Origin of the sequence: Variovorax sp. 350MFTsu5.1, assembly GCF_048302515.1 — a bacterium.
GTDB lineage: Bacteria > Pseudomonadota > Gammaproteobacteria > Burkholderiales > Burkholderiaceae_C > Variovorax > Variovorax guangxiensis.
This window is the reverse complement of record NZ_CP157621.1, coordinates 504,745-528,970: the sequence shown is the minus strand read 5'-3', so window position 1 is coordinate 528,970 and position 24,226 is coordinate 504,745. Positions and strand designations below refer to the sequence as shown.

General features: G+C 66.3%; 23 protein-coding genes. 12 read left to right on the top strand and 11 right to left on the bottom strand.

The window, feature by feature from the left end; translation table 11 throughout:
- Positions 1-581 precede the first annotated feature (581 nt).
- A complete protein-coding gene (locus ABL843_RS33880) occupies positions 582-902 on the top strand; it encodes a hypothetical protein (protein WP_418120722.1) in 321 nt (106 codons plus the stop codon).
- A gap of 137 nt (positions 903-1,039) precedes the next feature.
- Here the strand turns inward: ABL843_RS33880 and ABL843_RS33875 are convergent, their stop codons facing one another.
- Positions 1,040-1,924: an MBL fold metallo-hydrolase gene (locus ABL843_RS33875; protein ID WP_418120721.1), complete on the bottom strand. Its 885-nt coding sequence runs from the start codon at positions 1,922-1,924 to the stop codon at positions 1,040-1,042.
- 36 nt (positions 1,925-1,960) lie between these two features.
- On the opposite strand from ABL843_RS33875, the gene ABL843_RS33870 reads away from it, so the two are divergent.
- Positions 1,961-3,331: an MmgE/PrpD family protein gene (locus ABL843_RS33870; protein ID WP_418120720.1), complete on the top strand. Its 1,371-nt coding sequence runs from the start codon at positions 1,961-1,963 to the stop codon at positions 3,329-3,331.
- Positions 3,332-3,344: 13 nt separating this feature from the next.
- Here the strand turns inward: ABL843_RS33870 and ABL843_RS33865 are convergent, their stop codons facing one another.
- Positions 3,345-4,091 (bottom strand): IclR family transcriptional regulator, encoded by a 747-nt coding sequence (locus ABL843_RS33865; RefSeq protein ID WP_418120719.1) that lies wholly within the window; start codon positions 4,089-4,091, stop codon positions 3,345-3,347.
- Positions 4,092-4,248: 157 nt separating this feature from the next.
- On the opposite strand from ABL843_RS33865, the gene ABL843_RS33860 reads away from it, so the two are divergent.
- The 6 genes from ABL843_RS33860 to ABL843_RS33835 are packed head-to-tail and all read left to right on the top strand — an operon-like array spanning position 4,249 to position 12,364.
- Complete coding sequence (locus ABL843_RS33860; protein ID WP_418120718.1) at positions 4,249-5,706, top strand: FAD-binding oxidoreductase; 1,458 nt, start codon at positions 4,249-4,251, stop codon at positions 5,704-5,706.
- A 15-nt stretch (positions 5,707-5,721) separates the two neighbouring features.
- Complete coding sequence (gene purB, locus ABL843_RS33855) at positions 5,722-7,083, top strand: adenylosuccinate lyase (RefSeq protein WP_418120717.1); 1,362 nt, start codon at positions 5,722-5,724, stop codon at positions 7,081-7,083.
- Positions 7,084-7,139: 56 nt separating this feature from the next.
- Positions 7,140-8,132: a Bug family tripartite tricarboxylate transporter substrate binding protein gene (locus ABL843_RS33850; protein ID WP_418120716.1), complete on the top strand. Its 993-nt coding sequence runs from the start codon at positions 7,140-7,142 to the stop codon at positions 8,130-8,132.
- Between the two features lie 53 nt (positions 8,133-8,185).
- Positions 8,186-9,043, top strand: coding sequence for a sulfurtransferase (locus tag ABL843_RS33845; protein ID WP_418120715.1), 858 nt, complete (start codon positions 8,186-8,188; stop codon positions 9,041-9,043).
- Between the two features lie 45 nt (positions 9,044-9,088).
- The gene (locus ABL843_RS33840; RefSeq protein ID WP_418120714.1) at positions 9,089-10,066 is read left to right on the top strand and encodes a Bug family tripartite tricarboxylate transporter substrate binding protein; all 978 of its coding nucleotides are present in this window, start codon (positions 9,089-9,091) and stop codon (positions 10,064-10,066) included.
- 9 nt (positions 10,067-10,075) lie between these two features.
- On the top strand, positions 10,076-12,364 hold the full coding sequence (locus ABL843_RS33835) for a molybdopterin-dependent oxidoreductase (protein ID WP_418120713.1): 2,289 nt from the start codon (positions 10,076-10,078) through the stop codon (positions 12,362-12,364).
- 153 nt (positions 12,365-12,517) lie between these two features.
- Here the strand turns inward: ABL843_RS33835 and ABL843_RS33830 are convergent, their stop codons facing one another.
- From ABL843_RS33830 to ABL843_RS33810, 5 genes are all read right to left on the bottom strand, one after another.
- Entirely contained in the window at positions 12,518-13,117 is a 600-nt protein-coding gene (locus tag ABL843_RS33830) for a nucleotidyl transferase AbiEii/AbiGii toxin family protein (protein WP_418120712.1), read from the bottom strand.
- Positions 13,114-13,815, bottom strand: a complete 702-nt coding sequence (locus ABL843_RS33825; RefSeq protein WP_418120711.1) for a DUF6088 family protein — start codon at positions 13,813-13,815, stop codon at positions 13,114-13,116. Before ABL843_RS33825 ends, ABL843_RS33830 begins: the two co-directional genes overlap by 4 nt.
- Positions 13,816-14,451: 636 nt before the next feature.
- The gene (locus ABL843_RS33820) at positions 14,452-15,531 is read right to left on the bottom strand and encodes a response regulator (RefSeq protein ID WP_418120710.1); all 1,080 of its coding nucleotides are present in this window, start codon (positions 15,529-15,531) and stop codon (positions 14,452-14,454) included.
- Positions 15,532-15,637: 106 nt separating this feature from the next.
- Positions 15,638-15,952: a hypothetical protein gene (locus ABL843_RS33815; RefSeq protein ID WP_418120709.1), complete on the bottom strand. Its 315-nt coding sequence runs from the start codon at positions 15,950-15,952 to the stop codon at positions 15,638-15,640.
- A 454-nt stretch (positions 15,953-16,406) separates the two neighbouring features.
- A complete protein-coding gene (locus tag ABL843_RS33810) occupies positions 16,407-17,294 on the bottom strand; it encodes an aldo/keto reductase family oxidoreductase (protein ID WP_418120708.1) in 888 nt (295 codons plus the stop codon).
- Positions 17,295-17,390: 96 nt separating this feature from the next.
- Here ABL843_RS33810 and ABL843_RS33805 point away from each other — a divergent pair, with 96 nt between their 5' ends.
- Entirely contained in the window at positions 17,391-18,299 is a 909-nt protein-coding gene (locus ABL843_RS33805; protein WP_418120707.1) for a LysR family transcriptional regulator, read from the top strand.
- A 20-nt stretch (positions 18,300-18,319) separates the two neighbouring features.
- Here the strand turns inward: ABL843_RS33805 and ABL843_RS33800 are convergent, their stop codons facing one another.
- A complete protein-coding gene (locus tag ABL843_RS33800) occupies positions 18,320-18,730 on the bottom strand; it encodes an Imm70 family immunity protein (protein ID WP_418120706.1) in 411 nt (136 codons plus the stop codon).
- 207 nt (positions 18,731-18,937) lie between these two features.
- On the opposite strand from ABL843_RS33800, the gene ABL843_RS33795 reads away from it, so the two are divergent.
- Together ABL843_RS33795 and ABL843_RS33790 are read left to right on the top strand one after the other, a co-directional pair.
- Positions 18,938-19,222 carry a ribbon-helix-helix protein, CopG family gene (locus ABL843_RS33795; RefSeq protein WP_184642473.1) on the top strand — a complete coding sequence of 95 codons (285 nt, stop codon included), beginning with the start codon at positions 18,938-18,940 and terminating at the stop codon, positions 19,220-19,222.
- Positions 19,223-19,230: 8 nt separating this feature from the next.
- Complete coding sequence (locus ABL843_RS33790) at positions 19,231-19,461, top strand: type II toxin-antitoxin system RelE/ParE family toxin (RefSeq protein WP_184642474.1); 231 nt, start codon at positions 19,231-19,233, stop codon at positions 19,459-19,461.
- A 347-nt stretch (positions 19,462-19,808) separates the two neighbouring features.
- On the opposite strand, the gene ABL843_RS33785 is transcribed toward ABL843_RS33790, so the two are convergent.
- Complete coding sequence (locus ABL843_RS33785; protein WP_418120705.1) at positions 19,809-20,732, bottom strand: lysostaphin resistance A-like protein; 924 nt, start codon at positions 20,730-20,732, stop codon at positions 19,809-19,811.
- A 181-nt stretch (positions 20,733-20,913) separates the two neighbouring features.
- Complete coding sequence (locus tag ABL843_RS33780) at positions 20,914-21,609, bottom strand: Crp/Fnr family transcriptional regulator (protein ID WP_184642476.1); 696 nt, start codon at positions 21,607-21,609, stop codon at positions 20,914-20,916.
- A gap of 102 nt (positions 21,610-21,711) precedes the next feature.
- Here ABL843_RS33780 and ABL843_RS33775 point away from each other — a divergent pair, with 102 nt between their 5' ends.
- Positions 21,712-23,301, top strand: a complete 1,590-nt coding sequence (locus ABL843_RS33775) for a tannase/feruloyl esterase family alpha/beta hydrolase (RefSeq protein ID WP_418120704.1) — start codon at positions 21,712-21,714, stop codon at positions 23,299-23,301.
- 290 nt (positions 23,302-23,591) lie between these two features.
- On the opposite strand, the gene ABL843_RS33770 is transcribed toward ABL843_RS33775, so the two are convergent.
- On the bottom strand, positions 23,592-23,810 hold the full coding sequence (locus tag ABL843_RS33770; RefSeq protein WP_418120703.1) for a hypothetical protein: 219 nt from the start codon (positions 23,808-23,810) through the stop codon (positions 23,592-23,594).
- Positions 23,811-24,226 lie beyond the last annotated feature (416 nt).

The following is a 24,226-nucleotide window of genomic DNA, read 5'->3' as shown; positions in this document are numbered from 1 at the left end:
CACCATAGGCCGGCAGAAGCGCAAGGCGGGAGACTTTGGGGTCGGCCGCGTTGATCTTCGTGGCGTCCTGACCCAGCGGGACTGCGGCGGCGGAATTCCGGGACCCGGTTATGCAGCCCAGTGGGCATCGGCATGAAGAAGGACGAGCTCGTGCCGCTGTCCAAGTGAACGCGACCCGCTGCGCTGGAGAAGGCGGGCGAGCTTGACCGCCTCTGGGCCAAATGGCTGGGCCCGAGCACCGAATATAAGATGGTCCGCGAAGAGAAGGTCACGCCACTGACCGAGTCAAGTTCGAGATGCTGCCCTGAGCCCCGGGGCTGGCCGGCCCTTCGCACGGTGGGATCTGCCGCGCCACCGAGCTGCGCCGGCGCCCGGCGGACAACGAGCGCATCAGCGCCGGATTCCGCAAAGGGTGCGCTCGGAACGCGCGCACGCTTCGCAAGAGCGGCGGTGCTCGAAGCCTGGCGCGTCCGCCAGCGCTGTCATGCGGCGGCGGTGGGCCATGCAGACCGCTTGGATCCGGACCGCTGGCAGTGCTATTGCACAGTTGGGCTGTCTATTCCTGGCCTTGCGGAAACGTCTTGCCCACTCACTCCAACGGCACCGTCGGTGCGCGCATGACGCTCAAGCAGTATCTCGCGGCGCGACAGGTGGTGGTGCGCCCCGATGGGCGCGAGCACCTGCTCGAGCACTTCCTGGACGGCAAGCGTTGGCGGCGCAACGTGACGCTGGGACCCTCGCACTTCATGCGTCTGCTGGCGCCGCTGCCGGGCACCGACCTGATCGCCACGGTGCCTCAGGACATCGCCGCCGTCGTGGGCTGCCACCTTCCGCCGCGCGAGATCGCACTGCTACCCGCGGCGAAAACCGGTCGAGGCCTGACTCTTCATATTTCTTGCTAAACCTCAGGAGTGCGTTGTCGGTGCATGGCAACTCCGAAGTTCAAGGCGCTCGGATGGCCGCAGTCCTCGATGCAACGCGAAGCCACCGCGCGCAGCGCGCACCATGGTTTGCCCGAACGTCGGTCTCCGCCAGGCGACTACAGGCGGTCGACCGGGATCTTCAGGTAGACGACGCCATTGGCCTCCGCGTCTGGAAAGCTTCCGGCGCGGACATTGACCTGGACCGAAGGAAGCATCAGCGCCGGCATCGCCAGCGTGGCGTCGCGCGCATGGCGCAGGGCCACGAATTCGTCCTCGCCGATACCGTCGCGCACATGGATGTTGCCCTCCCTCTGCGCAGCCACGGTGGTACAGCACACCGGCTCGCGCGAAGCGGGCGGCGGGTAGTCGTGGCAGAGGTAGAGACGCGTGTCGCCTGGCATCGCGAGCAGCCGCCGGATGGAGCGATAGAGCTGGCGCGCATCGCCGCCGGGAAAGTCGCAGCGCGCGGTGCCTACGTCGGGCATGAACAGCGTGTCCCCGACGAACACCGCCGAAGGTCCGCCCGCCGGGTCTTCAACGAGATAGGCCACGTCGGCTGGCGTATGGCCGCCGACGTGCAGGGCCCTCGCCTGCAGCAGGCCGATGCGGAATGCCTCGCCATCGGCGAACAGATGCTGGAACTGCGAGCCGTCCACGGCCAGGTCCTCGGCGTTGAAGACGCCCCGGAACACGCGCTGCACCGCCGTGATACCGCTGCCCACGGCCAGCATGCCGCCGAAGCGCTCGCGCAGGTACGGCGCGCCCGACAGGTGATCGGCATGCGCGTGCGTCTCCAGCAGCCACTGCACCGTCAGCCCGCGCCGGTCGATCGCCTCGGCCACTGCTTCCACCGGGGCGGCGTCGGTCCGGCCCGAGTTCGCGCGGTAGCCCATCACCGGGTCGATGACGGCACAGGAGCCCGCGCCGTCATCCACCAGATAGGAAAAGGTCGAGGTGGCGGGGTCGAAGAAGTGCTGGATCGCCAGCTTGGTTAGGTTCATATAATGAAAGTAATTTCATTGAACGAAATAAATTATATGACCCGCGATCCGGAAGCGGTCCTGGCAGCCCACCTCGCGGCCATGCAGGACCGCCCCCTTGCCCAAGCCACGCGAGACCGCCTGGCGCAGGCCATGCTCGACTGGTTCACCGCTGGCTGGTCCGCGATCGGCATGGCCAGCGCCACCGCGCTGCGGCAGCTTGCCGTGGCCAGCATGCCGGGGCAAGGCACGGCCCCGGTCTTCGGCGGCGCCTCGACGCAGCCGCTGGCCGCTGGCTTCGCCAATGCCGGCATCGCTCACCTGCGCGAGATCGACGACGCGCACCGGGCCGCGATGCTGCACCCGGGCGTGGTCGCGATCTCGCCGGTGATGGCGCTGGCCGCGGCGCAAGCGATGCCGATGCGGCGCGTGGCCGACGCGATCATTGCCGGCTACGAAGTGGCGCTGCGCGTGGGCGAAGCGCTGGGCACCCGCCACGCCGCCGGCTTCCACGCCACCGCCACCGCCGGCTGCGTGGGCGCGGCGGCAGCGAGCGCGGTCGCGCTGGGCTTGCCGCAGGCGCAGCTGCATCACGCGATGGGGATCGCGGCGACGCAGTCCGCCGGCCTGTGGCAGCTGGTGGACGACGAAGCGCACGAATCCAAATCGCTGCACCCGGCCTTCGCCGTGCGCAACGGCATGACGGCCGCATGGGCCGCGCAGGCGGGCTTTCCCGGGGCACGCGCCTTCGTCACCGGCCGGCGCGGCCTCTACGCGCTGCTCGCCGGCGACGGCCCGCTGGCCGCGCTCGACGGCGAGCTCGATGCGCCCGAGCGGCTGAACACCGCCACCATCAAGGCATGGCCCTGCTGCGCACAGCTGTTCACGCCGCTGGATGCCACGCGCGAGATCATGGACAGGCACAGCCCCGCGCCGCAGGAGATCGAATCGGTGGACGTGGTCATCTTCCCGCACGCGCTGAAGATCGCGGGCGTGCGCTGGCCGAGCAAGGCGGCGGAGACGCCCTTCAGCCTGCCCTACGTGGTCGCCACGCTCCTGTCGAAGGGACGGCTCGGCATCGAGGACATGGAAGCCCCCGACCTGCACTCGCCCGCCCTGCTCGCGCTGGCCGAGCGAGTGCGCGTGTCCACCGACGACGGCTTCCAGCAGGCTTTTCCGCAGAAGCGCCCCTCGCGCGTGACCATCAACATGAAGGACGGGCGCAGCTTCGAAGCATTGCGCGAACTGCGCCGGGGCGACCCCGAAGACCCCTTCGACTGGCCGCAGCTGCAGGCTCGCATGCGCGCGTTCGCGCCGGCAATGACCGATGCGCAGGCCGAGCGCCTCTCCCGCTGGTGCGCCGCATTCGCCGAAGCGGCGCAGGACCACGAGCCCTGCCTGCCGTCGCCCGAGCTCTTCGGCGGCTGACCGTGCTCCGGCGTCAGGCCGGCACCGGACTCCAGCCGCTCGGCGCCTTGCTGGAGAAGCCCTGCAAGGCCAGTTCGTGACGCACGATCTCCGCCGCCTTGCGCTGGGCCGCCACGCTGTGACGCGACGCGAGGCCGATGACCACCATCGCGCCCAGGAAGGTTCCGTCGCCATCGAACACCGGCAGCGCGACGGACGCCATCTCGGCGACACGCTCGGCGCGCGTCATCGCGTAGCCCTTCTCGTCGATGTCGGCCTGGTGCTCGGTCGCACCGCCAGTGAAAGCCAGGAGGATGTGGGCCGAGGAACCGCCGGCGGAAAGCGGAATGCGCGTTCCCACCTCGACGTGGTGGCGCACCTCCTTGGCCGTGTTCTCGCGGTAGAGGCACACGCGCTCCTCGCCGCTGCGGATGTAGAAAGCCACGGTCTCGCCGGTCTGCCGCATCACCTCGTGCAGCACAGGCTGCAGCCGCGTGCCGAGGTCGAAGGTGCTGCGGTAGAGCATGCCCATGTGCAACAGCGCCGGACCGGGCGCATAGCTGCCGCTCTCGAAGCGATGAATCATCCGGGCCCGCGTGAGCACGCCCAGCAGCCGCAGCAGTGTGGCCTTGTCCAGGCCGGTGCATTCCGCCAGCTCGCGCAGCGACATGCGCAGCCGGTCTTCGCGAAAGCACTCGAGGATCGAAATGCCCCGCTCCAGCACGCCGGCGGGAGGCTTGGGTCCGACAGACGCTGCGGTATCGATTTCTTGGTTTTTCATGGTGGGCGCTCCGGGCTGCGGATTATCCGGGTTGACAGTTGCCGCCTGCGATCATAAAGTTTCATTCATTGAAGTTTGTTTTATTCATTGAAACAAACACGAACAACGAGACAACCCGCCGCCCCAGCGGCGCAGCCATCGCAAGACCGCGCATTCCATGTCGAAACCAGCCGACCCATTTGTCGAAGAGCTCCGCACCATCACCGGCGCGGCCTATGTGCTCACGGACGACGCCGACACGGCGCGCTACGTCAGCGACTGGCGGCGCAACTACCCGGGCGCCGCGCGCGCCGTCGTGAGGCCGGCGAGCACCGAAGAGGTATCGCGCGTGGTCGCGGCATGTACGGCGTGCGGCGTTCCCGTGGTGCCCCAGGGCGGCAACACGGGGCTGGTGGGCGGCTCCACGCCGGACGCCTCGCGCCGCGAGATCGTGCTGAGCCTGGACCGCATGACCCGCGTGCGCCGCGTGGATCCGCTGGACAACAGCATGACGCTGGAAGCCGGCTGCACCGTGCTCGCGGCACAGGACGCCGCTGCCGCCGCCGGCCGGCTCTTTCCGCTTTCGCTGGCGTCCGAAGGCAGCGCCACCATCGGCGGCGTGATCTCGACCAACGCGGGCGGCGAACAGGTGCTGCGCTACGGCAACACGCGCGACCTGACCCTCGGCGTCGAAGTCGTGCTGGCCGACGGGCGCGTGCTCGACGCGCTGGGCGCACTGCGCAAGGACAACACAGGCTACGACCTGAAGCAGCTGTTCATCGGCGGCGAAGGCACGCTCGGCATCGTGACGGCCGCCACCTTCAAGCTGCATGCGCAGCCGGGCAAGACGGTCACCGGCTGGGTGGCCGTGCGCGATCCCGAGGCTGCCGTCGCGCTGCTGGCCCGGCTGGGCGGCGCCGTCGGCGAACGGGTCACGGCCTTCGAGCTGATCGGCCGCGAGGCGCTGGCCCAGGTGTTCGCCCACGGCACGCCCGGCATGCGCGACCCGCTGGCGGAGAGCCACGCATGGGCCGTGCTGTTCGACGTTTCCGAGGCATCGGCTCTGCTCGACCCCACGCCCGCGGTGGAAGAGGCGCTGGCCGAAGCGATGGAGCAAGGCCTCGTGCTCGACGCGGTACTCGCCGCCTCCGAACAGCAGGCCCACGCGCTGTGGTCCCTGCGCGAGCACGTGCCCGAGGCGCAGCGGCTGGACGGCCCGTCGATCAAGCACGACATTTCCGTCGCCGTGTCGCGCATTCCCGAGTTCATCGCCGAAGCCGGCGCCGCGCTGCAGAGCCTTCTTCCCGGCATCCGTGTGGTCTGCTTCGGCCATGTAGGCGACGGCAACCTGCACTACAACCAGAGCAAGCCCCGCGGCATGCCGGACTCGGAGTTCCGCGCCCGCGAGGAAGCCGTGCACGAGGTGGTGCACGCCGTCACGGCGCGCATGCAGGGCTCGATCTCCGCCGAGCACGGCATCGGCCGCCTCAAGCAGCAGGCCTTCCTTCAATACAAGCAGCCGGTCGCGCTGGAGCTGATGGCGCGCATCAAGCAGGCGCTCGACCCGGCGAACACATTCAACCCGGGGCGCGTGCTGCCCCTTTCCGTCGACGCCCCGCGCCGCTCTTCCATCTAGTACTTCAGGACTCCCATGCCCGTTTCCGTATTCGACATGCAATCGCTCCAGCACCTGTGGGGCACCGACGAGCTGCGCACCATCTTCGGCGAGGAGAACCGCGTGCAGAAGTGGCTCGACTTCGAAGCCGCGCTGGCCGCGGCCCAGGCCGAGCTGGGCATCATCCCGCCGGCGGCCGCGAAGGAGATCATGATGCAGGCGCAGGTGGAGAACATCGACCTCGGCGCGATGTCGGCCGAGATCCGCCGCATCAAGCACTCGCTGGTGCCCGCGCTCAAGCAGCTGCAGTCGCGCTGCTCGAAGGAGAACGGCGAGTGGGTGCATTACGGCGCCACCACGCAGGACGTGGTGGACACCGGCGTGGCGTTGCAGCTCAAGGAGTTCCACGCGGTGGCGCTGCGCGACATCAAGGCGGTCGGCCGCGAACTCGCGCGCCTGGCGACCACCCACCGCGACGTCGCGATGGCCGGGCGCACGCACGGCGTGCAGGCGCTGCCGATCACCTTCGGCCACAAGTGCGCTGTCTGGCTCGACGAGCTGGGCCGCCACCACGAGCGGCTGGTGCAGGCGGCGCCGCGCGTGCTGGTGGGCATGCTGGCCGGCGCCGTGGGCAGCCAGGCGTCGCTGGGCCCGAAAGCCGAACAGCTGGAGCGCCTCATGCTCGACAAGCTGGGCCTGGGCACACCCGCCATCAGCTGGGCACCGGCGCGCGACCGCTTCACCGAATACGCCAACCTGCTGGCCATGCTCGGCGCCACGCTCTCGAAGATTGGCAACGAGCTCTTCAACATGCAGCGCAACGAATTCGGCGAGGTGGAAGAAGGCTTCTCCGACGGCAAGCTGGGCTCCTCGACCATGCCGCACAAGCGCAACCCGACGTCGGCCGAGAACCTGGCGGGGCTCTCGCGCCCGCTGCGCTACAACGCCGCGATGATGGTCGAGGGCATGGTGCAGGAGAGCGAGCGCGACGGCATCGCCTGGAAGATGGAATGGAAGGCGCTGCCGGAGTGCTGCATGATCGCCGGCGCCATGCTGTTCCAGGCGAAGAACCTGCTGGCGGGCCTCAAGGTCAACGCCGACGCGATGGCCGCCAACCTCGATCGGATGCGCGGCTACCTCCTGTCCGAGCGCGTCATGCTCGAACTGTCGGAGCGCGTGGGCAAGCAGACCGCGCACGAGTGGATCTACGAAGCCTCCATGCACGGCATCACCTCCAGGCTCGATTTCGCCGACGCCATGCGCGGGCACCCGGGCCTCTCCAAGCTGCTGAGCGACGCCGAGATACGCGACCTCACCGATCCGCTGCAGTACCTGGGCCAGTGCGGCGCAAGCGTCGACCGCGTCGTCGAGCAGCAGAAGGCCTGGCTGCAGGCCTGAGCCCGCCGAGCCCGAACCGCAAAGCGGCGCCCACAAGAGCAAAACGGAGACAGTCCATGACAACCTTCGCAAGCGCAACCATGCGCCGCCGCCGCATGGCGCTGGCCCTGGCCGGCCTGCTGAGCCTGGCGGCCATGCCGGCATTCGCCGCCTATCCCGAACAGCCCGTCAGGCTGGTGGTGGGCTTTCCTCCCGGCGGGGGCGGCGACCTGTACGGCCGCTTGATCGCCAACGCGCTCGGCAAGACGCTTGGCCAGCCGGTGATCGTCGACAACCGCGCAGGCGCCGGCGGCAACATCGCCGCCGACGCGGTGGCCAAGGCGAAGCCCGACGGCTACACCCTGCTGCTCGCGATGAGTGGCAACCTGGCGGTGGCACCCGCGCTGAGGCCGCAGGCCATCCCCTACAAGGCGCCCGACGACTTCACGCCCGTAGGGCTGATCCTGGAGGCCCCGCACGGCCTGTTCGTGGCCCACAACTCGCGCTTCAGGACGGCACGCGAGCTGCTCGACGCGGCCCGCACGCAGAAGCTCAGCTTCGCCTCCACCGGTGCCGGCGCGGCCGCGCACATTGGCATGGAGATGGTCAAGAAGGAAGCCGGCATCGAGATGCTCCACGTGCCCTACCGGGGCTCGGGCCCGGCCATCACCGACATGCTGGGCGGCCAGGTCGACTGCTTCTTCGCGACCGCCTCGCCGCTGGTGGGGCAGGTCCGCCAGGGGCAGCTGCGCCTGCTCGCCATCACGGGCAACGCGCGCAACCCGGCCATTCCCGACGTGCCTACCTTCAAAGAACTGGGCGTGAACGTTCCCGTGACCCAGTGGTACGGGCTGGTGGCGCCGGCCGGCACGCCCGCGCCGGTGGTGAAGTACCTGGCCGACCACCTGGGCCGCGCGCTAGCCACGGCGGAAGTGCGCGACGCGATCCGCCGCGACGCGGCCACCGAGCACAACCTCCCGATGGACCGCTTCGGCAAGTTCGTCCAGGAAGACATCGCGCGCTACAAGGGCGCCGCCACGCCGGCCCTGCTCAAGGAGATCTCGCCCTAGGCGAGGCGCGCAGGCTCTTTCCTTCCGCTCCTTTCCTCGACTCTTCCCGATCCATGATCTTCGATACCCTGATTTCCCCGGACCAGCTCGCCGCCGCACGGAAGCACGACCCCGCGCTGCTGCTGCTCGACTGCAGCTTCGAACTCACCGACCTGCAGGCGGGCCAGCGCGCCTACGACGCGGGCCACATTCCCGGCGCCTTCTACCTGCACCTGGAACACGCGCTGTCCGCCGCCAAGACCGGCCGCAACGGCCGCCACCCCCTGCCCTCGCGCGAAGCCTTCGCAAGGACCATGGCCGCGATGGGCCTGAACGCCGACGCACAGGTGGTGGCCTACGACAACGCCGGCGGCATGTACGCCGCGCGCCTGTGGTGGATGCTGCGCTGGGCAGGGCACCGGCAGGTCGCGGTGCTCGATGGCGGCATCGCCGCCTGGAAGGCCGCCGGCCACGCGCTCAGCACTGACAGGCCCGCACAGCGACCCGAGGGCAGCTTCAGCCTGAAGGCCCCGCTGGTCGCCACGGTGTCCTACGCAGATGTCCGGGCCAACATCGACGGTGCCGAGCGGCTGGTGCTCGACGCCCGCGCGCCCGACCGCTTCCGCGGCGAGAACGAAACGATGGACCCGGTAGGCGGCCACATCCCCGGCGCGCGCAACCGGCTCTTCAAGGACAACCTGGGGCCGGACGGCCGCTTCAAGGCCCCGGCCTTGCTGCGCAGCGAGTTCGACGCCATCACCGGCGGCCGCCCCGCCGCACGGCTGATCAACCAGTGCGGCTCGGGCGTGACGGCCTGCCACAACCTGCTGGCGATGGAAGTCGCCGGGCTGCAGGGCGCGGCGCTGTACCCCGGCTCCTGGAGCGAGTGGAGTGCCCAGCCGGGCGCCCCCATCGCGACCGGCGCGGCCTGAACCGCGCCCCATCACGAGATCACAAGAACAGACTGGAGACACCCCGTGCAAAGAACTTCTTCGATCGGGCGCTGCGTCCGCATGGTGGCCGCGGCCTGCCTGGCAGGCGCTGCAGCGATGGCCACGGCCGCCGGCTACCCGGAGCAGCCGATCCGGCTGCTGATCGGCTTTCCTCCTGGCGGCGGCGGTGACCTCTACGGCCGCACCATCGCCAACGAACTGGGCAAGCACATCGGCAAGCCCGTCGTGGTCGACAACAAGCCGGGCGCTGGCGGCAACATCGCGGCCGAGCTGATGACGCAGGCCAAGCCCGACGGCTACACCCTGCTGCTGGCGATGAGCGGCAACGTCGGCAGCGCGCCCGCGATACGCCCCAGCCTGCCCTACAAGGTGCCTGACGACTTCGTCTTCATCAGCCAGCTGGTGGAGACACCCTACGGGCTGGTGGTCAGCGGCGACTCGAAGATCAGGACCATCAAGGACTACGTCGCCGCGGCCAAGGGCGGCAAGCTCACCTACGCCTCCACCGGCGCGGGCGGGGCGGCGCAGATCGTGATGGAAATGGTCAAGCAGCAGGGCAACCTCGACGTGCTCCACATCCCCTACAAGGGATCGGGCCCCGTCATGACCGACCTCATGGGCGGGCTGGTCGACAGCTTCTTCGCGCCCTACACCCCGCTGATGGGACAGATCAGCAGCGGCAAGCTGCGGCTGCTGGCGGTCAGCAGCGAAAAGCGGATCCCCAGCATGCCCGACGTGCCCACGCTCAAGGAGTCAGGCATCGACGTGGTGATGACGCAGTGGTACGGCCTGGCCGCGCCCAAGGGCACGCCCAAGCCCGTCATCGACAAGATCACCCAGTCCGTGAAGCAGGCCATGCAGGCGCCCGAGGTACTGCGTGTGTACCGCGCGGACGGCGCCCAGGAAGCGACGCGCACTGGCGCCGCCTTCAAGGATTTCGTGCTGAAGGACATCGCCAACTACAAGCGCGGCGTCGAGCGCGGCAACCTCAAGGTGGAGTAGCACAACGCCATGCGCCCACACAGCGCCCACTGGGGCGTCTTCTCCGCCGGCTGGAGAGACGGCGCACTAGTCGTCCGCCCGCATCCCGGCGACCCGGACCCGAATCCGCTGATCGAGAACTTCACGACCGCCATCCAGCACCGCGCCCGCGTCACCACGCCCATGGTGCGCCGCGGCTGGCTCGAACGCGGACCGGGCCCCGATGCGCGGCGCGGCGAGGACGGCTTCGTCCCCATGGCCTGGGACGAGGTGCTGGACCGGCTCGCAACGGAACTGCGGCGCGTGCAACGCGAGCACGGTTGCGAGGCCATCTTCGGCGGCTCCTACGGCTGGTCGAGCGCGGGGCGCTTCCATCACGCGCAGAGCCAGGTCCATCGCTTCCTGAACACCACGCTCGGCGGCTACGTGCGCTCGGTCAACAGTTACAGTGCCGGCGCCTCGGGCCCGATGCTGCCGCACGTCATCGGCACGATGGAGGAAGTGGCACGGCGCAACGTGACCTGGGAGCAGATCGTCGAGCACACCGACGTGGTGCTTGCGTTCGGCGGCATGGCGCTCAAGAACTCGCGCGTGGCCTCGGGCGGCATCAGCCGGCACGTCGAGCGCGATTCGATGCGCGCGGCAGCCGCGCGCGGCTGCCGCTTCGTCAGCATCAGCCCGCTGAAGAGCGACCTCCCCGAGGAAGCCGCCTTCGAATGGCTGCCTGCCGTTCCCGGCACCGACACCGCGCTGATGCTCGCGCTGGTGCACCAGATCGTCAGCGATGGCGCGCATGACCGCGAGTTCATCGCGCGCTGCTGCGACGGCTGGGACAGCTTCGAGGATTACCTCATGGGGCGAAGCGACGGCGTCGCGAAGAGCTGCGAGTGGGCCGCGCCCACCTGCGGACTTCCGGCGGCGCGGCTGAAGGCCCTGGCGCGCGAGCTGCCCGGCAAGCGTGTGCTGGTGGTGGTCTCGCATTCGCTGCAGCGCGCCGAGCACGGCGAGCAGCCGGTGTGGATGGGCGCGGTACTGGCGGCCGCGCTCGGGCAGCTCGGCCTGCCCGGCGGCGGCTACAACTACGCGCTGGGCACCCTGGCGCACTACGGCAAGCGCAACAACGCCGTGCCCACGGCCGCGCTGCCGCAGGGCGACAACGGGGTGAAGGCGTTCATTCCGGTGGCCCGCATCAGCGACATGCTGCTGAACCCCGGCCAGCCCTTCGACTACAACGGCCGGCGCCACACCTACCCGCACATCCGGCTCGCCTACTGGGCCGGCGGCAACCCCTTCCACCACCACCAGGACCTGCGGCGCCTGAGCGAAGCCTTCCGCACGCTCGACACCTTCGTGGTGCACGAGATCGCGTGGACCGCCACGGCCCGCCACGCCGACATCGTGCTGCCCTGCACGATGACGCTGGAGCGCGAGGACATCGGCGCCACGCCCACCGATCCGCTGATGGTGGCCATGCACCGCATCTGCGAGCCGCACGGACTCGCGCGCGACGACTACGACATCTTCTGCGACCTGGCGAAGCGCCTGGGCGGACTCGAAGCTTTCAGCGAGGGACGCGATACGCGCCAATGGCTCGCGCACCTGTACGAGCGCACGCGCACGGGCCTCGAATCGCTGGGCCTGGAAGCGCCGGACTTCCAGAGCTTCTGGCAGCGCGGCGAGATCACGCTGCCGCAGCGCGACGACGACGGCGGCATCCTGCGCGCCTTCCGCAACGACCCGGACGGCGCGCGGCTGGCCACGCCCAGCGGCAAGATCCAGGTCAGCTCGCCGACCGTGGCGGGCTTCGGCTACGCGGACTGCCCCGGCCACCCGGCATGGCTGCCGCCGAAGTTCGCGCCCGACACCGCGCATCCGCTGTGGCTGGTGGCCAACCAGCCGCACACCAAGCTGCACAGCCAACTCGACTTCGGCGCCCACAGCCAGGCCAGCAAGCGCAACGGGCGCGAGGTCTGCACCATGCACCCGAAGGCTGCCAGCGCGCGCGGCATCCGCGAAGGCGACATCGTCCGCCTCTTCAACGAGATCGGCGCCTGCCTGGCCAGCGCGCACCTGTGCGCGGACATGCGCGAGGACGTGGTGCAGCTGCCCACCGGCGCGTGGTACGACCCCGTGCTGGACGCCAGCAACAGGCCGATGTGCGCGCACGGCAATCCGAACGTGCTCACGCGCGACATCGGAACCTCCTCGCTGGCACAGGGCTGCGCGGGGCAGCTGAGCACCGTTCAGGTCGAGCGCTTCGACGAGGAGCTGCCGCCGATCCGGGCTTACGAGCCCCCGGTGCCCGCGGGTCGCTTCTGAACGGGGAATGCAGTCCCCCGTTTGCCGCACCCCGCGTCGCTGCCCAGCTTACTTCGACGCGTGTCGCACCCTCACACGATCGCTCGGCTCATGGCCGGTCTCAGTCTCTCCACAACCATCTCGATCAACATGGAAACAGCCAGCGGGTGCCGCCTAGGCGTCGACAGCAGCTTGTGCTTTCCGCACGCTGGCGAGCACCTCATCTAACGTTGGGATCGGTCCAAAAATCATCCCCGTCATCGCGTCGTAGTCCCGTTGCAGGGCGTCCATCATGGCCGGGGCAGGGAGCAGAGTGAAGCTGCCCGCCTTGGCCGTCTCAAGACCCAGATCCGGACTTCCGAAGAAAAGGCGCGCGTGGCGAGCCTGCAACTGCGAGAAGAAGGGGCCGTCGATGTAGGTCCGGCATGCATCACGGATTTCATCGAGCCGCGCACGGCGCTTCTTGCCGCTCATGGCCTCAAGTTCCGCCACGTCTACATACTGACACAGGTCTTCGCGGAACACCGTGATGTCGATGTCCTCCGAGAACCGTGAAATCAGGCCGAAGGCTTTCGAGAGCGATGTCCCGCCTTTAAAGAGAAGGCGCGGACCACCGGGCTCCAGTCCATTGAAAAGCGCATCGAGCGTCCAGCAGACCCAGAAGTCTTTCTCGACGTTTTGGACGGCAGTGCCAAGACGAGCCGCCGTGCCAAGAAACAGATCGCGGCGTTCTTCGTCACCAGCAGTGATGACGGTCTGATAGGCCTCGTTCATTTCACGCCTGCCGGTATGTCGCTGTGCGATTTCTTCTGGACAGGCGTTGGCTTGCTGACGCTTGCCGCGTCTGGCATGAGATCAAGGACGGGGCGCAGATAGTCTTGCATCCAGATTGGAAGCGCGCCAAATCCTTGCGTCAGGTCATCGCGAATGGCATCGCCTTGCTTCTTGTCCGTCAGAAGCCTGTCGATTTTTTGCCGGATATGGTCGCTATCCGAAGGCAGCGTGTCCTTCAGCCAGTGCAAGGCTTGCACTAGGCGCATGGCCGGACGGCCCGCCCAATACAACTGGCTTGGCGCGCACAGCTTGAACTCGATCAGCAGCTTGTCGAGCTGGATGGAGCGGCGCCGGGTGTCGGTATAGATGGTGACGTGAGCTGGGACGGCATCGGTCAGGCCCAGATCGTTCGCGGCCGTCATGCCGTCAACCAGGATCCGCAGGTTGTCGCGGCGGGCAATCGCGTCAATGATTGCCCGATAGTCGGGGGTGGTCGTGCGCTTGGTAAGCCTGTTTGTGACGGGCTTGTCGTAGAGCCCCCGGTCAATGCGGCGGAGCTGGTCGCGCTGGGTCATGCGCTGCAAGGTCTTGTCGATGACATCCCGGGAGCCAAGCTGCGCGAAATCGGACGGAACCCAGACATGGCCGGGGCCGGAAGCGTCGATCAGCGATGAGATACGGGTCGCAATGTCTGACATGAACAGCTCCTGTCCGAAATTTACATACATATTTCGGACATCTTTGCGATCCAAACGAGCGAGAAGCGTAGCGTGAGCCGAATCGAGATCTATTTGTAGCCATGTCGCAATATCACTTGCACCGCATCCCAAGGAACCCCGCTCACCCCGCCTTGATGTTCCATGGCAAGGGCGCTGCATGGATGCATGGGCCGGATGACATCTGAAAGAGCAGAAGCGCGCCCCGTGGTCGTGCGCCGCGCAACGGCAATGTCCCTGGCCGAGGCGTCCGTGAGGCGCTCAGGACACCGCAGCTTGTAACGCTCCCGCCCCAAACTCCTATGAACACGGTATTCCGGACACCGCGCTTTGCGAGTTCACTGTTCCCCCACGCAGAGGAAGCCAGCGCATGCCCAAACGGATCATCCACAACGCGACCGTGACCTTGAAGCTGCCGTTCGACATCGGCGCTGGCGCGGAACTCACTGCCCTGCGGGAGGCCGGCATCCGGTCGACGCTCTGGGCAATGCCGAGCACGGCTTCCTGTTCGTGCGGCCGAGCAACGGAAGACGAAGCCAGACCAACATCTTCCGCTGGTTTGCCCGCGAGGTCGGGCAGGCGCGACCGTGAGCCGGCCAAGGTCTGCCGCCTTGCCGCTCAGCGGTGCAGGCGAACCACGTCGCCTTGGCCGCTGGGCTCGAACATGTAGCCCACGCCCCAGACCGTCTGGATATAGGAAAACTCGCCGTCCTGCAGATGCCTGCGCAGTCGCGAGATCTGCACGTCCAGGCTGCGCTCGAAGACACCGAGCTCACGCTCCCGCGCCACCTGGGCGAGCTTTTCGCGCGACAGCGGCTGTCTTGCATGGCGAACCAGCACCTTCAAAAGCGCGATCTGATCCGTCGTGATCCCCAGGGCCTGGCCATCCTTGCGCAGCATGCGCGTGCCCAGGTTGAATTCGAACGGCCCGAAGCGCACGACCTCGTTGCCCATCGACGGGCCGCCCGGTACCTCCTTCGGGGGGCTGCGCCGCAGGATCGCCTGGATGCGCGCACGCACCTCCTGGGGATTGAAAGGCTTGCCGACATAGTCGTCGGCCCCCATCGTCAAGCCCCTGATTCGCTCGGCGTCCCCGGCCCGCGCACTCAGGATGATGATCGGCGTGCGCACGCCCGTGGCACGCAGCCGCGTGCAGACCGAGAGGCCATCCTCGCCCGGCAGCAGGACGTCCAGCACGATCAGGTCGACGACACGGTGAGACAGGATCGACGACAGCGATGCGCCGCCGCTGCCCTTGAGCACCTCGTAGCCCGCCTGGGAAAGGCAGCCGGCGAGCACCTCTCGCGCACGCAAATCGGCGTCGATGAGGGCGATCGTGTCGACCCGTTGCGGGGCCGCCGTGCCCACAGAGCGTCGCGACCAGGAAAGCAGGTCCTGCGCGGGCGCCTGCCGCGGCAGGGCCTCAAGCTCGCCCTCCCCGTGGCCGTCATTGGCTTGGCGCCAGAGTGATTTCAGATTCATGGGAAAATCGGCCCATCCGCACGGATCGGCACAGACCTCGAGCGGAATGACGACCTTTGGTTTATAGGGTCGCACCCGATGATGGATCAAATCCATCATCGACGGCCGAAGCGGCATGCGCACGGCTCCCGGCACGTGAGGCAGCCCGCCAGCGTCCCGCGTCTCAGATTGCAGCTGCAATGCCACCATTGGAATGAAGCCGAGGGCCTCTTTCATCCGTGCAATCCACGCAGGTACGTTTCTTGTGCGGCATCAGGTTGATGCCAACTTCGGCGGTCAGGTTTGGTGCGCCGATAGCCTCGCCATTCTCGTACGGGCTTTTTCAGGGGCGCCCGATGTGCACGCCGCGTCTGACCATCTGATCAGCGATGAAGCTCTCCATCCGGCGCTGGAATTGCTCAATCGCAGCGTCCCTGGTGGGGCATTGGGTGAGCATCAGCACACAACGGACACTATGCCCTTGCAGCAGCTCGGCCTGGCCTCCAAACGTTCCTTCCAACCCTCGCCTCAACTCCAGCGAGCAGGTCCATCCTTCAGGCAAGTTGATCGTGGTCGCCTCAGCAGACATGAAAGCAGGATAGGCCCTAACGCGGCCATCATCAACCCTGCGCCCTCTCTGGCGGAAGGCATCGATCAAGTCGGAATTCGCACCCCGGCAACCGGTTGTGTGGGGGCGACACCTCGGTTCTTAGCACTTGAGCAAGCGCTTCAGCGAGCGCTACTTGCACCAGTCTCGCGCGCGAAAGGGCGAGCTCCGCTTGAAGCCGGAGGTTCCGACTCGCTCGAGCACGCTCTGATACTTGTGCATGCGTGAGCCACGGCCATCGGCGTGCCCGACGCCAACGCAATGCGAGGCCGCCCACCCCCGCAGTTTTACGGCAAGAATTGCAAGGCGCATCGAGGCCGCTGATGCCTATGTCCGCTGGTACAGCGAGAAGCGGGTCAAGGCCTCCCTTGGCTTAATCAGCCCGACCGAATAGCGTCGAATAGCGGGTAGCTTAGGACTTGCGACATAAAACCGGTCCAAGTTTTTGTCCGTTCCCCTCACAGGGCCAACTGAATCACTTCTGGCTGGGGGCCGCTTTGCTCCTTCAGTGGCCGAGCTGGGACTGCTGCCCGACGGCGTCCAAGACCCCCAGCGCATCCTCCGGCAACACCAGCTCGCCTGCGGCCAAGTTCTCCTGCAGGTGGATCCTCGAGGACGTTCCCGGGATCAACAGGATGTTAGGCGCACGGCGAAGCAGCCACGCGAGCGCGACCTGCATGGGGGAAGCTCCGAGCTGTCTGGCGATCCCCGTGAGGGTGTCCGACTGCAGTCGGGTAAAGCCCCCGAGCGGAAAGAACGGGACGTAGGCAATGCCGTCGCGCAGGAGCTGGTCGACAAGCGCATCGTCGGCGCGATGCGCCAGGTTGAACTGATTCTGTACGCAGACGATCTCGGCGATCCGTCGCGCCTGCGCGACCTGCGCCGCCGTCACGTTGCTCACACCGATGTGGCGCACGAGCCCCTGGTGCTGAAGTTCGGCCAAGGTCGACATGGCCTCCTCGATGGAGCCTTCGACGGGATGATGCGCATTCAGCATGCAGCGAAAGTTCACCACGTCGAGCACGTCGCGTCCCAGATTGCGCAAGTTGTCGTGGACGGCCTGGGTCAGCTCCTGCGGCGAGGCCGCCGGCAGCCACGCACCGTCAGCATCACGACGCGCACCGATCTTGGTGCCGACTAAGAGGTCATCGCGGTAAGGCGACAGGGCTTCGCGGATCAGTTGGTTGGTGATGTGGGGTCCGTAGAAGTCGGCGGTGTCGATGTGGTTGACGCCGCTTTCGACCGCCTCGCGCAACACCGCCAGCGCGGCCTTCGGATCCTTGGGCGGACCGAATACGCCTGGGCCGGCGAGCTGCATCGCGCCATAGCCGAGACGGCGCACGCTGCGGCTGCCGAGCTTATAAGAGCCAGATTTCTCGATTCCTGTCTTCATCTTCGTTTCCAGTTGGAGGGATGACGGGAAGATAGGCCGACCCTGCTTGCTTGATAAGCCGTCACAATCGGCACAGGTTGTACGGATGAGCGAACAATGAGAGTCAACGTCTCGGACTTGGAAGCGTTCCTGGCGGTCGCGAAAGCCAGCAGCTTTCGCGGCGGGGCGCGCGCAATCGGCAGCAGCGCCTCCGCAGTGAGCGATGCGGTCCGCCGACTGGAGCGCGAGGTCGGCGTCCGGCTGCTGAATCGCACGACGCGCAGCGTTGCACCCACCGAAGCGGGCGCGCGGCTGATCGAGCGGCTGCAACCGGCCTTGGCCGAGGTCGACGCGGCCCTTGATGTGGTGAACGGCTATCGCGATCGCCCAGCAGGCACATTGCGCCTGAACGTCCCCATCAGTGCGGCCCGGCTGGTCCTACCTGCGATCGTGCCGCACTTTCTTGCGGCCTACCCCGAGATCAGGCTCGAGGTGATTGCCGAAGACGACTTCGTCGACGTGCTCGCCTCCGGCTGCGACGCGGGCATCCGCTACGACGAACGCCTGGAAAACGACATGATCGCTGTGCCGGTCGGCCCTCGCGTCCAGCGCTTCGCGGCCGCCGCCGCGCCGCGCTACCTCGCACAGCACGGCAAGCCAGAGCATCCGCGCGACCTGCTGAACCACGCCTGCCTGCGCGGCCAGTTCCCCAGCGGCGCGATGCCACCGTGGGAATTCGAGCGCGATGGGGAGAAATTGCGGGTCGAGCCCTCGGGACCGCTGCTCGTGCGCATCGGCGCTGCAGCCGATCTTGCGGTCGATGCGGCTGTCGCAGGCACCGGCGTCGTCTACCTGTTCGAGGACTGGCTGCGCCCCTTCTTCGAAAGCGGTGTACTGGAGCCGGTGCTGCGACCCTGGTGGCCCAGTTTTCCTGGTCCTCTCCTCTACTACCCGGGGCGGCGCCTCGTTCCCGCCCCTTTGCGGGCCTTCGTTGATTTCATCAAAGCCGCCGGGGACAGGGACTGACCGGTCACGGTCGACTCACCTCACTGAAGAATGGCATCGTGTTGCTCCGCAGCCGAAGCCGTAAGGGCTTCCTCGAGGATGCTGAACACGTCGCGGCCTACGCTTGACACGAAGTAGTTGCCGAGGTTTGTGACTTCTGCCGCGACGTTGTTTCCCCAAGGCGGCTTCGACTGGCGATTCTCGATCTCCCATACCACCGCCGAGGGAGGCAAGCTGCTCAATGCGGCTTTGGCCTGCCGCAGTTCCCCGAGTGCCAGTAAGGCGTTCCGATGTTCCAGGCGGCCTTGGTAGAGTTCTTTCATCAGATGAGGGAACCGACTGCCCCACCCATCGGGTTCGCAGTGCGCGCTGACGGTCGAGAAGAACGAGTGGACGAACGACGGCGCACCCAGTTCGTCCGTGATTGACCCGACCGTCACTCCCACCGCCATCAGAGCTCCTCGTGAACTGGCGTCGCCCAGTGCGTCGCCGTATGACTGCTATCGACGGGTGGCATGGCCCGGGAGTGAAGCGTCTCCTGCCCCAGATACTGCCGGTCTCGCGCGCGAAGTCCAGTTGCCGCGCATCGTCTCAACAATCTCGCTGTGCTACAAGTGTGCTACACGGCTGCAGCCGCTCATCTCAGAAGGTCAATCAGCATGTCAACGACGACCATCCGCCTTGAAGATGAACTGAAGGCCCGCATTGCTGCTGCAGCAGCGCGGTCGGGCAGGTCTTCACATGCGTTCATTCTGGACGCGCTTTCCGACATGGTCGCGCGCAGTGAAATGGACGAGGAACTGCATGGGATCGCCGACAGGCGCTGGGCTGCCTTGCAGCGCACAGGTGAATCGCTTGCCTGGGAGGATGCAAAGGCCTACATCCAGGCACGTGCAGCCGGCAAGAAGGTTGCGCGACCCTCGGCACGCAAGCCAGGGGGTTGAGCGTTTTGATGATTCGCATCGAATTGGCGCCGGAAACTCTGGATGACATCGATCGCTTCATCGACCATTTGGCACGGCACAAGATCGTCGATGCGGCGGCTCGAGTCCAGGAAATTCTCGAAGCCATCCAGATTCTTTCACGCAGCCCCCTCATCGGCCGCCCCGTGAGGGACGGAAAGCGAGAATTGGTCGTCGGCAAGGACAGCCGTGGCTACGTGGCCCTGTACCGCTGCTTTTGAATCGATCTGGTCTGAACACATGCGGACAAGCCTGGCGGCCCGAGGCGTGGCAGGCTGTGCGGTCACGATAAAGCGTACGCAACAACAAGTTTGAAGGAGAGCAAGCGACCACGTGTGTGATGGGCCAGACAGGTCGGACCGGGACGAGGACGCCCCGATAGGGAATGAGGGCACCAAGCTCGATATTCAGATGGGAACCTTGTCAGCGAAAACCATCAGGACCAGCGGGCGTATCAGCCTGCACAACAGGCCGGATATAAGACTGCAGCCCTGCCGCGCCTCCTGCTTCTTCAAGCCATGAACTGCTTGTGATCCGGGAGGCGCCCATTTAGATCTTCCTTAAAAGCTCAATACAGTCCACTCGCGAGTGCAGCGATTGCCAAGCCATGCGTCAGCGCGGCAGCGGGCAGTCCGGCACGCTGGTACACGAGGCCCGCGACCAGTCCTTCGATCAACGTGAAGACCAACACTGGCAGGCCCACACGCGTGACGATCGCCGCCAGCCACACATGGCACAGGCTGAAGAGTACGGCTGCCACGACGACCGCACGCATCGGTGCCATGTGCTGCCTCAGTCGCTGCTGAAGCATGCCCCGGAACAGCAACTCCTCATAGGCATTGCCCAGCAGCGCGAAGACAAGGATCGGGCCGAGCAATGCCGGATCAGGCTTCGGCAGAGAGGACAGACCCAGGGCCGTTTTCAACGCGGCAGCCACCCCAGTGATGACCAACGCGCCAAGTACGCCATACAGGACCGAGGCCGCCGGACGCACGCCCCTCCACCATGTCAGGCGCTCGAGCCAGGCCACGCTCGTGAACAACACGGCCGACATGCCCGCCAATGCGAACAGCACAGGCGTCGGCGCTGCCAGCCGCATGGAGCCCGGACCCAGCTGCCAGAAGCCTGCAGGGCTCATCGCATCTCGCGCGAAGATGAAAAACAGGATGTGGACGCCAAGCCGTGCCGCAACCAAAGTGCGCGGAATGGCCAGCAGCAGAGTCAGCGCGAGCAGCCCCGGCGGCAGAATCGAAATGAGATAGTCGAAGAGTAGAGAAGACGATGAGGCCATCGGGATGGAGCATATGTCTTCCACGCCGATTCCGCCTGAGGGCGAACGACTTCCGTGGCTGCGTACATCGATCGACGCGGCTTGATCGACCTCCCAGCTTGCCGAAGCGACGCGCAGAAAATCTTGAACATTCAAGGCACTGACACGCGACAACTGGCCCCGCCGGGCAGCCGTACGAACCTCGCTCGCGGCACGGTTCAACCTGCCTCCCCCGCGATTGAAGAGTGGTTTGCCTGGTGCCTGACGGGTGGTTAAAGGTGTCAGGCCCGAGGGCTTGCATCAGCCCGAAACAAGCGTGCTGGGGCTGCTCCGACCAGGCCCGCTGTCGCGACCAGTTTCCGTGCCGCCTTGGAGGTGACGACGATCGGATCGCACAACGCGCTTACTCCGCGTGTTCGCGCACGTACGACCGAAGACCCTCGACGTTCAGCACGTCGATGCTGCCGTAGCGGATGCGAAGCAGACCCGCCTCCTCCAGTTCGTGCAGCGCACGGTGGGCGACCTGGCGAGAAATGCCGGCGAGCCGGCCAATCTCCTCCTGCGATATGTGAAGCACCGGATGGGTCTGCGGGTTGAGTTGAGGATTGAAGAGCTCAGCCAGGCAACTCGCCACGCGCGAGTTGATGTCGTGCATCCGATAGCTCTCAGCAAGCGCAATGAACTGGCCAAGCCGCGCGTTGAGCTGGTGCATCATGAAATGGCAGAAGCTCAAGCTATGGGCGACCAGGTAATGGAAGGTCTGGCTGGGCATCAGCGCGATGCGGCTGTCGTGCAAGGCGACAACGCCATAGGGACGCAATTCACCCTTGAGCACAGAACCCTCCCCAAGCCAGCCACCATTGGAAACCCCCGTCAAGGTGGTGCTTCTGCCGTCCGCCGCCAGGACGTCGACCTTGACCATCCCATCGACAACGCCGATCCAGTGCGTCGCAGGACTTGACTTGTGGCAGACGATCTCGCCGGCTGAATAGAACCGGTCCTGCGTCTCCAGTTCGACACGTTGAAGTTGCTCCTGCGTCAGTCCGCGAGCCCAGGCAGCCGCGCGCAACGTCGAGATGGTCTGCACGTGCTTTGTCATTGGAAAGACTTTCTTCCTCGGCCTTACTGCCTAGCATGCGCTGCGCAGGCGACATGCCTGGGGCGCCCGAGTTTATGTGGCAGCACGAACAGGAGACAAATCATGAAAAACCCTCTCTCGATGACAACCTGCGCACTGTCCATCAGCCTGCTGGTGGCCTGCGGCGGGGGCGGTGGTGGAAGCAGCTTGCCAATGCTGTTTCCGACATCCACGCCCACGCAAACTCCGCCATCGCCATCGCCGACGCCCTCGCCGGTCGCGTCGGCGCAGGAGAAGTGCGCCGTCTTCGCCGGCGTTTCGCTCGCCGGTGCGACGCTGAAGGAGGCCACGCTCGTCCCCGCTACAGCAGCAGCCGCGGAGCACTGCAAGGTCACGGGCACCCTTCATGGCACGCTCAACTTCGAGGTGCATCTACCCACCGAATGGAACAACAGGCTCTTGTATGCCGGCGGCGGCGGTTGGGACGGCAGCATCAACATCGCCCCCATCTCGCCTAGCGGTTCAACCGCCGGCTACGTGCTCGTCGCCTCGGACGGTGGTCGCCAAGGGGATGCCCTGGACGCCTCGGTCTTTCTGAGCAATCCCACCGCCCAGGCGGACTTCGGCTACCTGTCGATCCACTCGGTCAATGAGATCGCCAAGGAGATCGTTCGCAAGCGCTATGACACGGATGCCGAGTTCAGCTATTTCGAGGGTTGCTCCAATGGCGGCAGGGAGGCATTGATCCAGGCCACGCGCTTTCCGAACGACTTCGACGGGATCGTCGTGCGTGCGCCCGCCTACTCGTTTACCGAACTGTTCCAGGCTTTCGTCGCGAACGGGAAGGCGCTCGCCGCGCCGGGCGGGCAACTCAGCGATGCGAAGGTCTCGCTCGTCGGCAAGGCCGTCACTGCGCAATGCGACAACCTGGATGGAGTTGCCGACGGCATCGTGAGCAACCAGGACGCCTGCACCTTCGATCCGTCGGTGCTGCGCTGCACCGCAGGCGATGCCGATACCTGTCTGACCGACCCGCAGATCGCAACCGCCAAGACGATCTACTCCGAGCTCAAGCGTGCGGACGGAACCACCGTCTACCCAGGCTGGGGGCCCGGCGGTGAAGACCTGGGCTGGCCGGTCTGGGTGACCGGCTCGGCCATCGGTGGCACGGGCCTGCAGTTCCAGTTCGGCAGCGGCTTGGTGAAGTACTGGGTCACCGGCGATCCGTCCTTCAACGTGCTTGGTTTCGACCCGGAGTTCTACTCCGCAGGACTGCGCCTGGCCGCCACCACGCTCGACGCGACGCCGGACCTGCGCTCCTTCTTCGGACAAGGCGGCAAGATGATTCTTGCGCATGGAACGAACGACTGGGCGATCAGCTACAAGGGCTCGGTCAAATACTTCAACGACGTCGCGACTGCGGTTGGCGGCGCGTCCACGCGCGATGCCTCGATGGAGTTCTTCCTCCAGCCCGGCGTTCAACATTGCGCTGGGGGCGTCGGCCCCGACACGGTCGACCTCGTGGATGCTGTCGCAAAGTGGCGAGAAGGCGGCGCAAAGCCTTCCACGCAGAATGTCGTGGCAACGAAGCTCGATCCAACGACCCAGGCGCCTGTGCTGGCGCGGCCCCTGTGCAAGTACCCGAGCTTCCCGAAATACAAAGGCAGCGGCGACATCAATTCGGCGGACAGCTACAGCTGCCAGAGTTCTTGAGCGACTTGGCAATCTGGAGTCGGTCGGAGCCGCCGTGGCAAGGGCTCGACGGACATCGGCCGAGCGTGAAGCGATGTTTCGCTGGCGCTTGCTGCTATCGCGCACTGTGATCCGACGGAGTTCTTGAACCGGCTGCGCAATACCTTCAGGGCCTCTGCGCCACATCCCGATGATCAAACATCCTCTTCTCGTGTATGACACGGGCAGATGCGCTTTCCTCGGTGTCTCTCGGGCAGCAGAACCGCGACGGCCGACTCGCATAGCTGCAAGCAGCTACGGCCTCGGACTCTTCATGCGCGCGGTTGTCGCAATCGTGCGAGCTCAGCCCGTCCGAGCGGCGTGATGCGCAGAATCACGCCGTAACGCTCCGCGTCGTCGCCCGGCTCAGGCAGGTTCGCGTCGATCAGCTTGGCGGCCACCAGAACGGCGGCACGCTGCACATCGGCCTCGTCATGGATGGCCAGAGGGAAAGAGGCCTCCTCGATGCTTCGCAGGAAGTCCATGGGCATTGCAATTCCTCCACAGTTCGCCCGAAGGGCTACCCATATAAGGATAGATTCCTGCGGCCTCAAGCACCGAGCCGTTCGATGGACCAACATATCGAAGGAAACGTGGTCAGCGGCACTGTCACTCCCCCAAGTTACTTTACCTTGAATTTCAAAGTACTACGCTTCGGACGGGGCGGCCACTTCTCTCTTCCTCCTCCCTCCACCGGCTGTCCTTTCAGCCCGCTTCGGCGGGTTCCATCGCCATGACGAATGACGCGTCTGCAGGTACGGTGACCAAAGAAGAGAGCAGCGTGCGGGCGCAACTGGCCAGGTTACGGTGCGAGCTGAGCGAGACGCCCAAGACGCCGAAAGCACCCTGTTCGTCGGACGCCTTCCCAGGCGCTGCTCGCGCACCGGGCGCGCATGGGGCATCGCGG

Bases quoted from the DNA above. Each gene is read 5' to 3' on its own strand.
- ABL843_RS33795 (WP_184642473.1), top strand. From the start codon at position 18,938: ATGTCAACGACGACCATCCGCCTTGAAGATGAACTGAAGGCCCGCATT.
- ABL843_RS33860 (WP_418120718.1), top strand. From the start codon at position 4,249: ATGTCGAAACCAGCCGACCCATTTGTCGAAGAGCTCCGCACCATCACC.
- ABL843_RS33780 (WP_184642476.1), bottom strand. From the start codon at position 21,609: ATGACAAAGCACGTGCAGACCATCTCGACGTTGCGCGCGGCTGCCTGG.
- ABL843_RS33790 (WP_184642474.1), top strand. From the start codon at position 19,231: ATGATTCGCATCGAATTGGCGCCGGAAACTCTGGATGACATCGATCGC.
- ABL843_RS33825 (WP_418120711.1), bottom strand. From the start codon at position 13,815: ATGTCAGACATTGCGACCCGTATCTCATCGCTGATCGACGCTTCCGGC.
- ABL843_RS33845 (WP_418120715.1), top strand. From the start codon at position 8,186: ATGATCTTCGATACCCTGATTTCCCCGGACCAGCTCGCCGCCGCACGG.
- ABL843_RS33770 (WP_418120703.1), bottom strand. From the start codon at position 23,810: ATGCCCATGGACTTCCTGCGAAGCATCGAGGAGGCCTCTTTCCCTCTG.
- ABL843_RS33810 (WP_418120708.1), bottom strand. From the start codon at position 17,294: ATGAAGACAGGAATCGAGAAATCTGGCTCTTATAAGCTCGGCAGCCGC.
- ABL843_RS33865 (WP_418120719.1), bottom strand. From the start codon at position 4,091: ATGAAAAACCAAGAAATCGATACCGCAGCGTCTGTCGGACCCAAGCCT.
- ABL843_RS33850 (WP_418120716.1), top strand. From the start codon at position 7,140: ATGACAACCTTCGCAAGCGCAACCATGCGCCGCCGCCGCATGGCGCTG.
- purB (WP_418120717.1), top strand. From the start codon at position 5,722: ATGCCCGTTTCCGTATTCGACATGCAATCGCTCCAGCACCTGTGGGGC.
- ABL843_RS33800 (WP_418120706.1), bottom strand. From the start codon at position 18,730: ATGGCGGTGGGAGTGACGGTCGGGTCAATCACGGACGAACTGGGTGCG.
- ABL843_RS33805 (WP_418120707.1), top strand. From the start codon at position 17,391: ATGAGAGTCAACGTCTCGGACTTGGAAGCGTTCCTGGCGGTCGCGAAA.
- ABL843_RS33870 (WP_418120720.1), top strand. From the start codon at position 1,961: ATGACCCGCGATCCGGAAGCGGTCCTGGCAGCCCACCTCGCGGCCATG.
- ABL843_RS33830 (WP_418120712.1), bottom strand. From the start codon at position 13,117: ATGAACGAGGCCTATCAGACCGTCATCACTGCTGGTGACGAAGAACGC.
- ABL843_RS33820 (WP_418120710.1), bottom strand. From the start codon at position 15,531: ATGAAAGAGGCCCTCGGCTTCATTCCAATGGTGGCATTGCAGCTGCAA.
- ABL843_RS33835 (WP_418120713.1), top strand. From the start codon at position 10,076: ATGCGCCCACACAGCGCCCACTGGGGCGTCTTCTCCGCCGGCTGGAGA.
- ABL843_RS33875 (WP_418120721.1), bottom strand. From the start codon at position 1,924: ATGAACCTAACCAAGCTGGCGATCCAGCACTTCTTCGACCCCGCCACC.
- ABL843_RS33775 (WP_418120704.1), top strand. From the start codon at position 21,712: ATGAAAAACCCTCTCTCGATGACAACCTGCGCACTGTCCATCAGCCTG.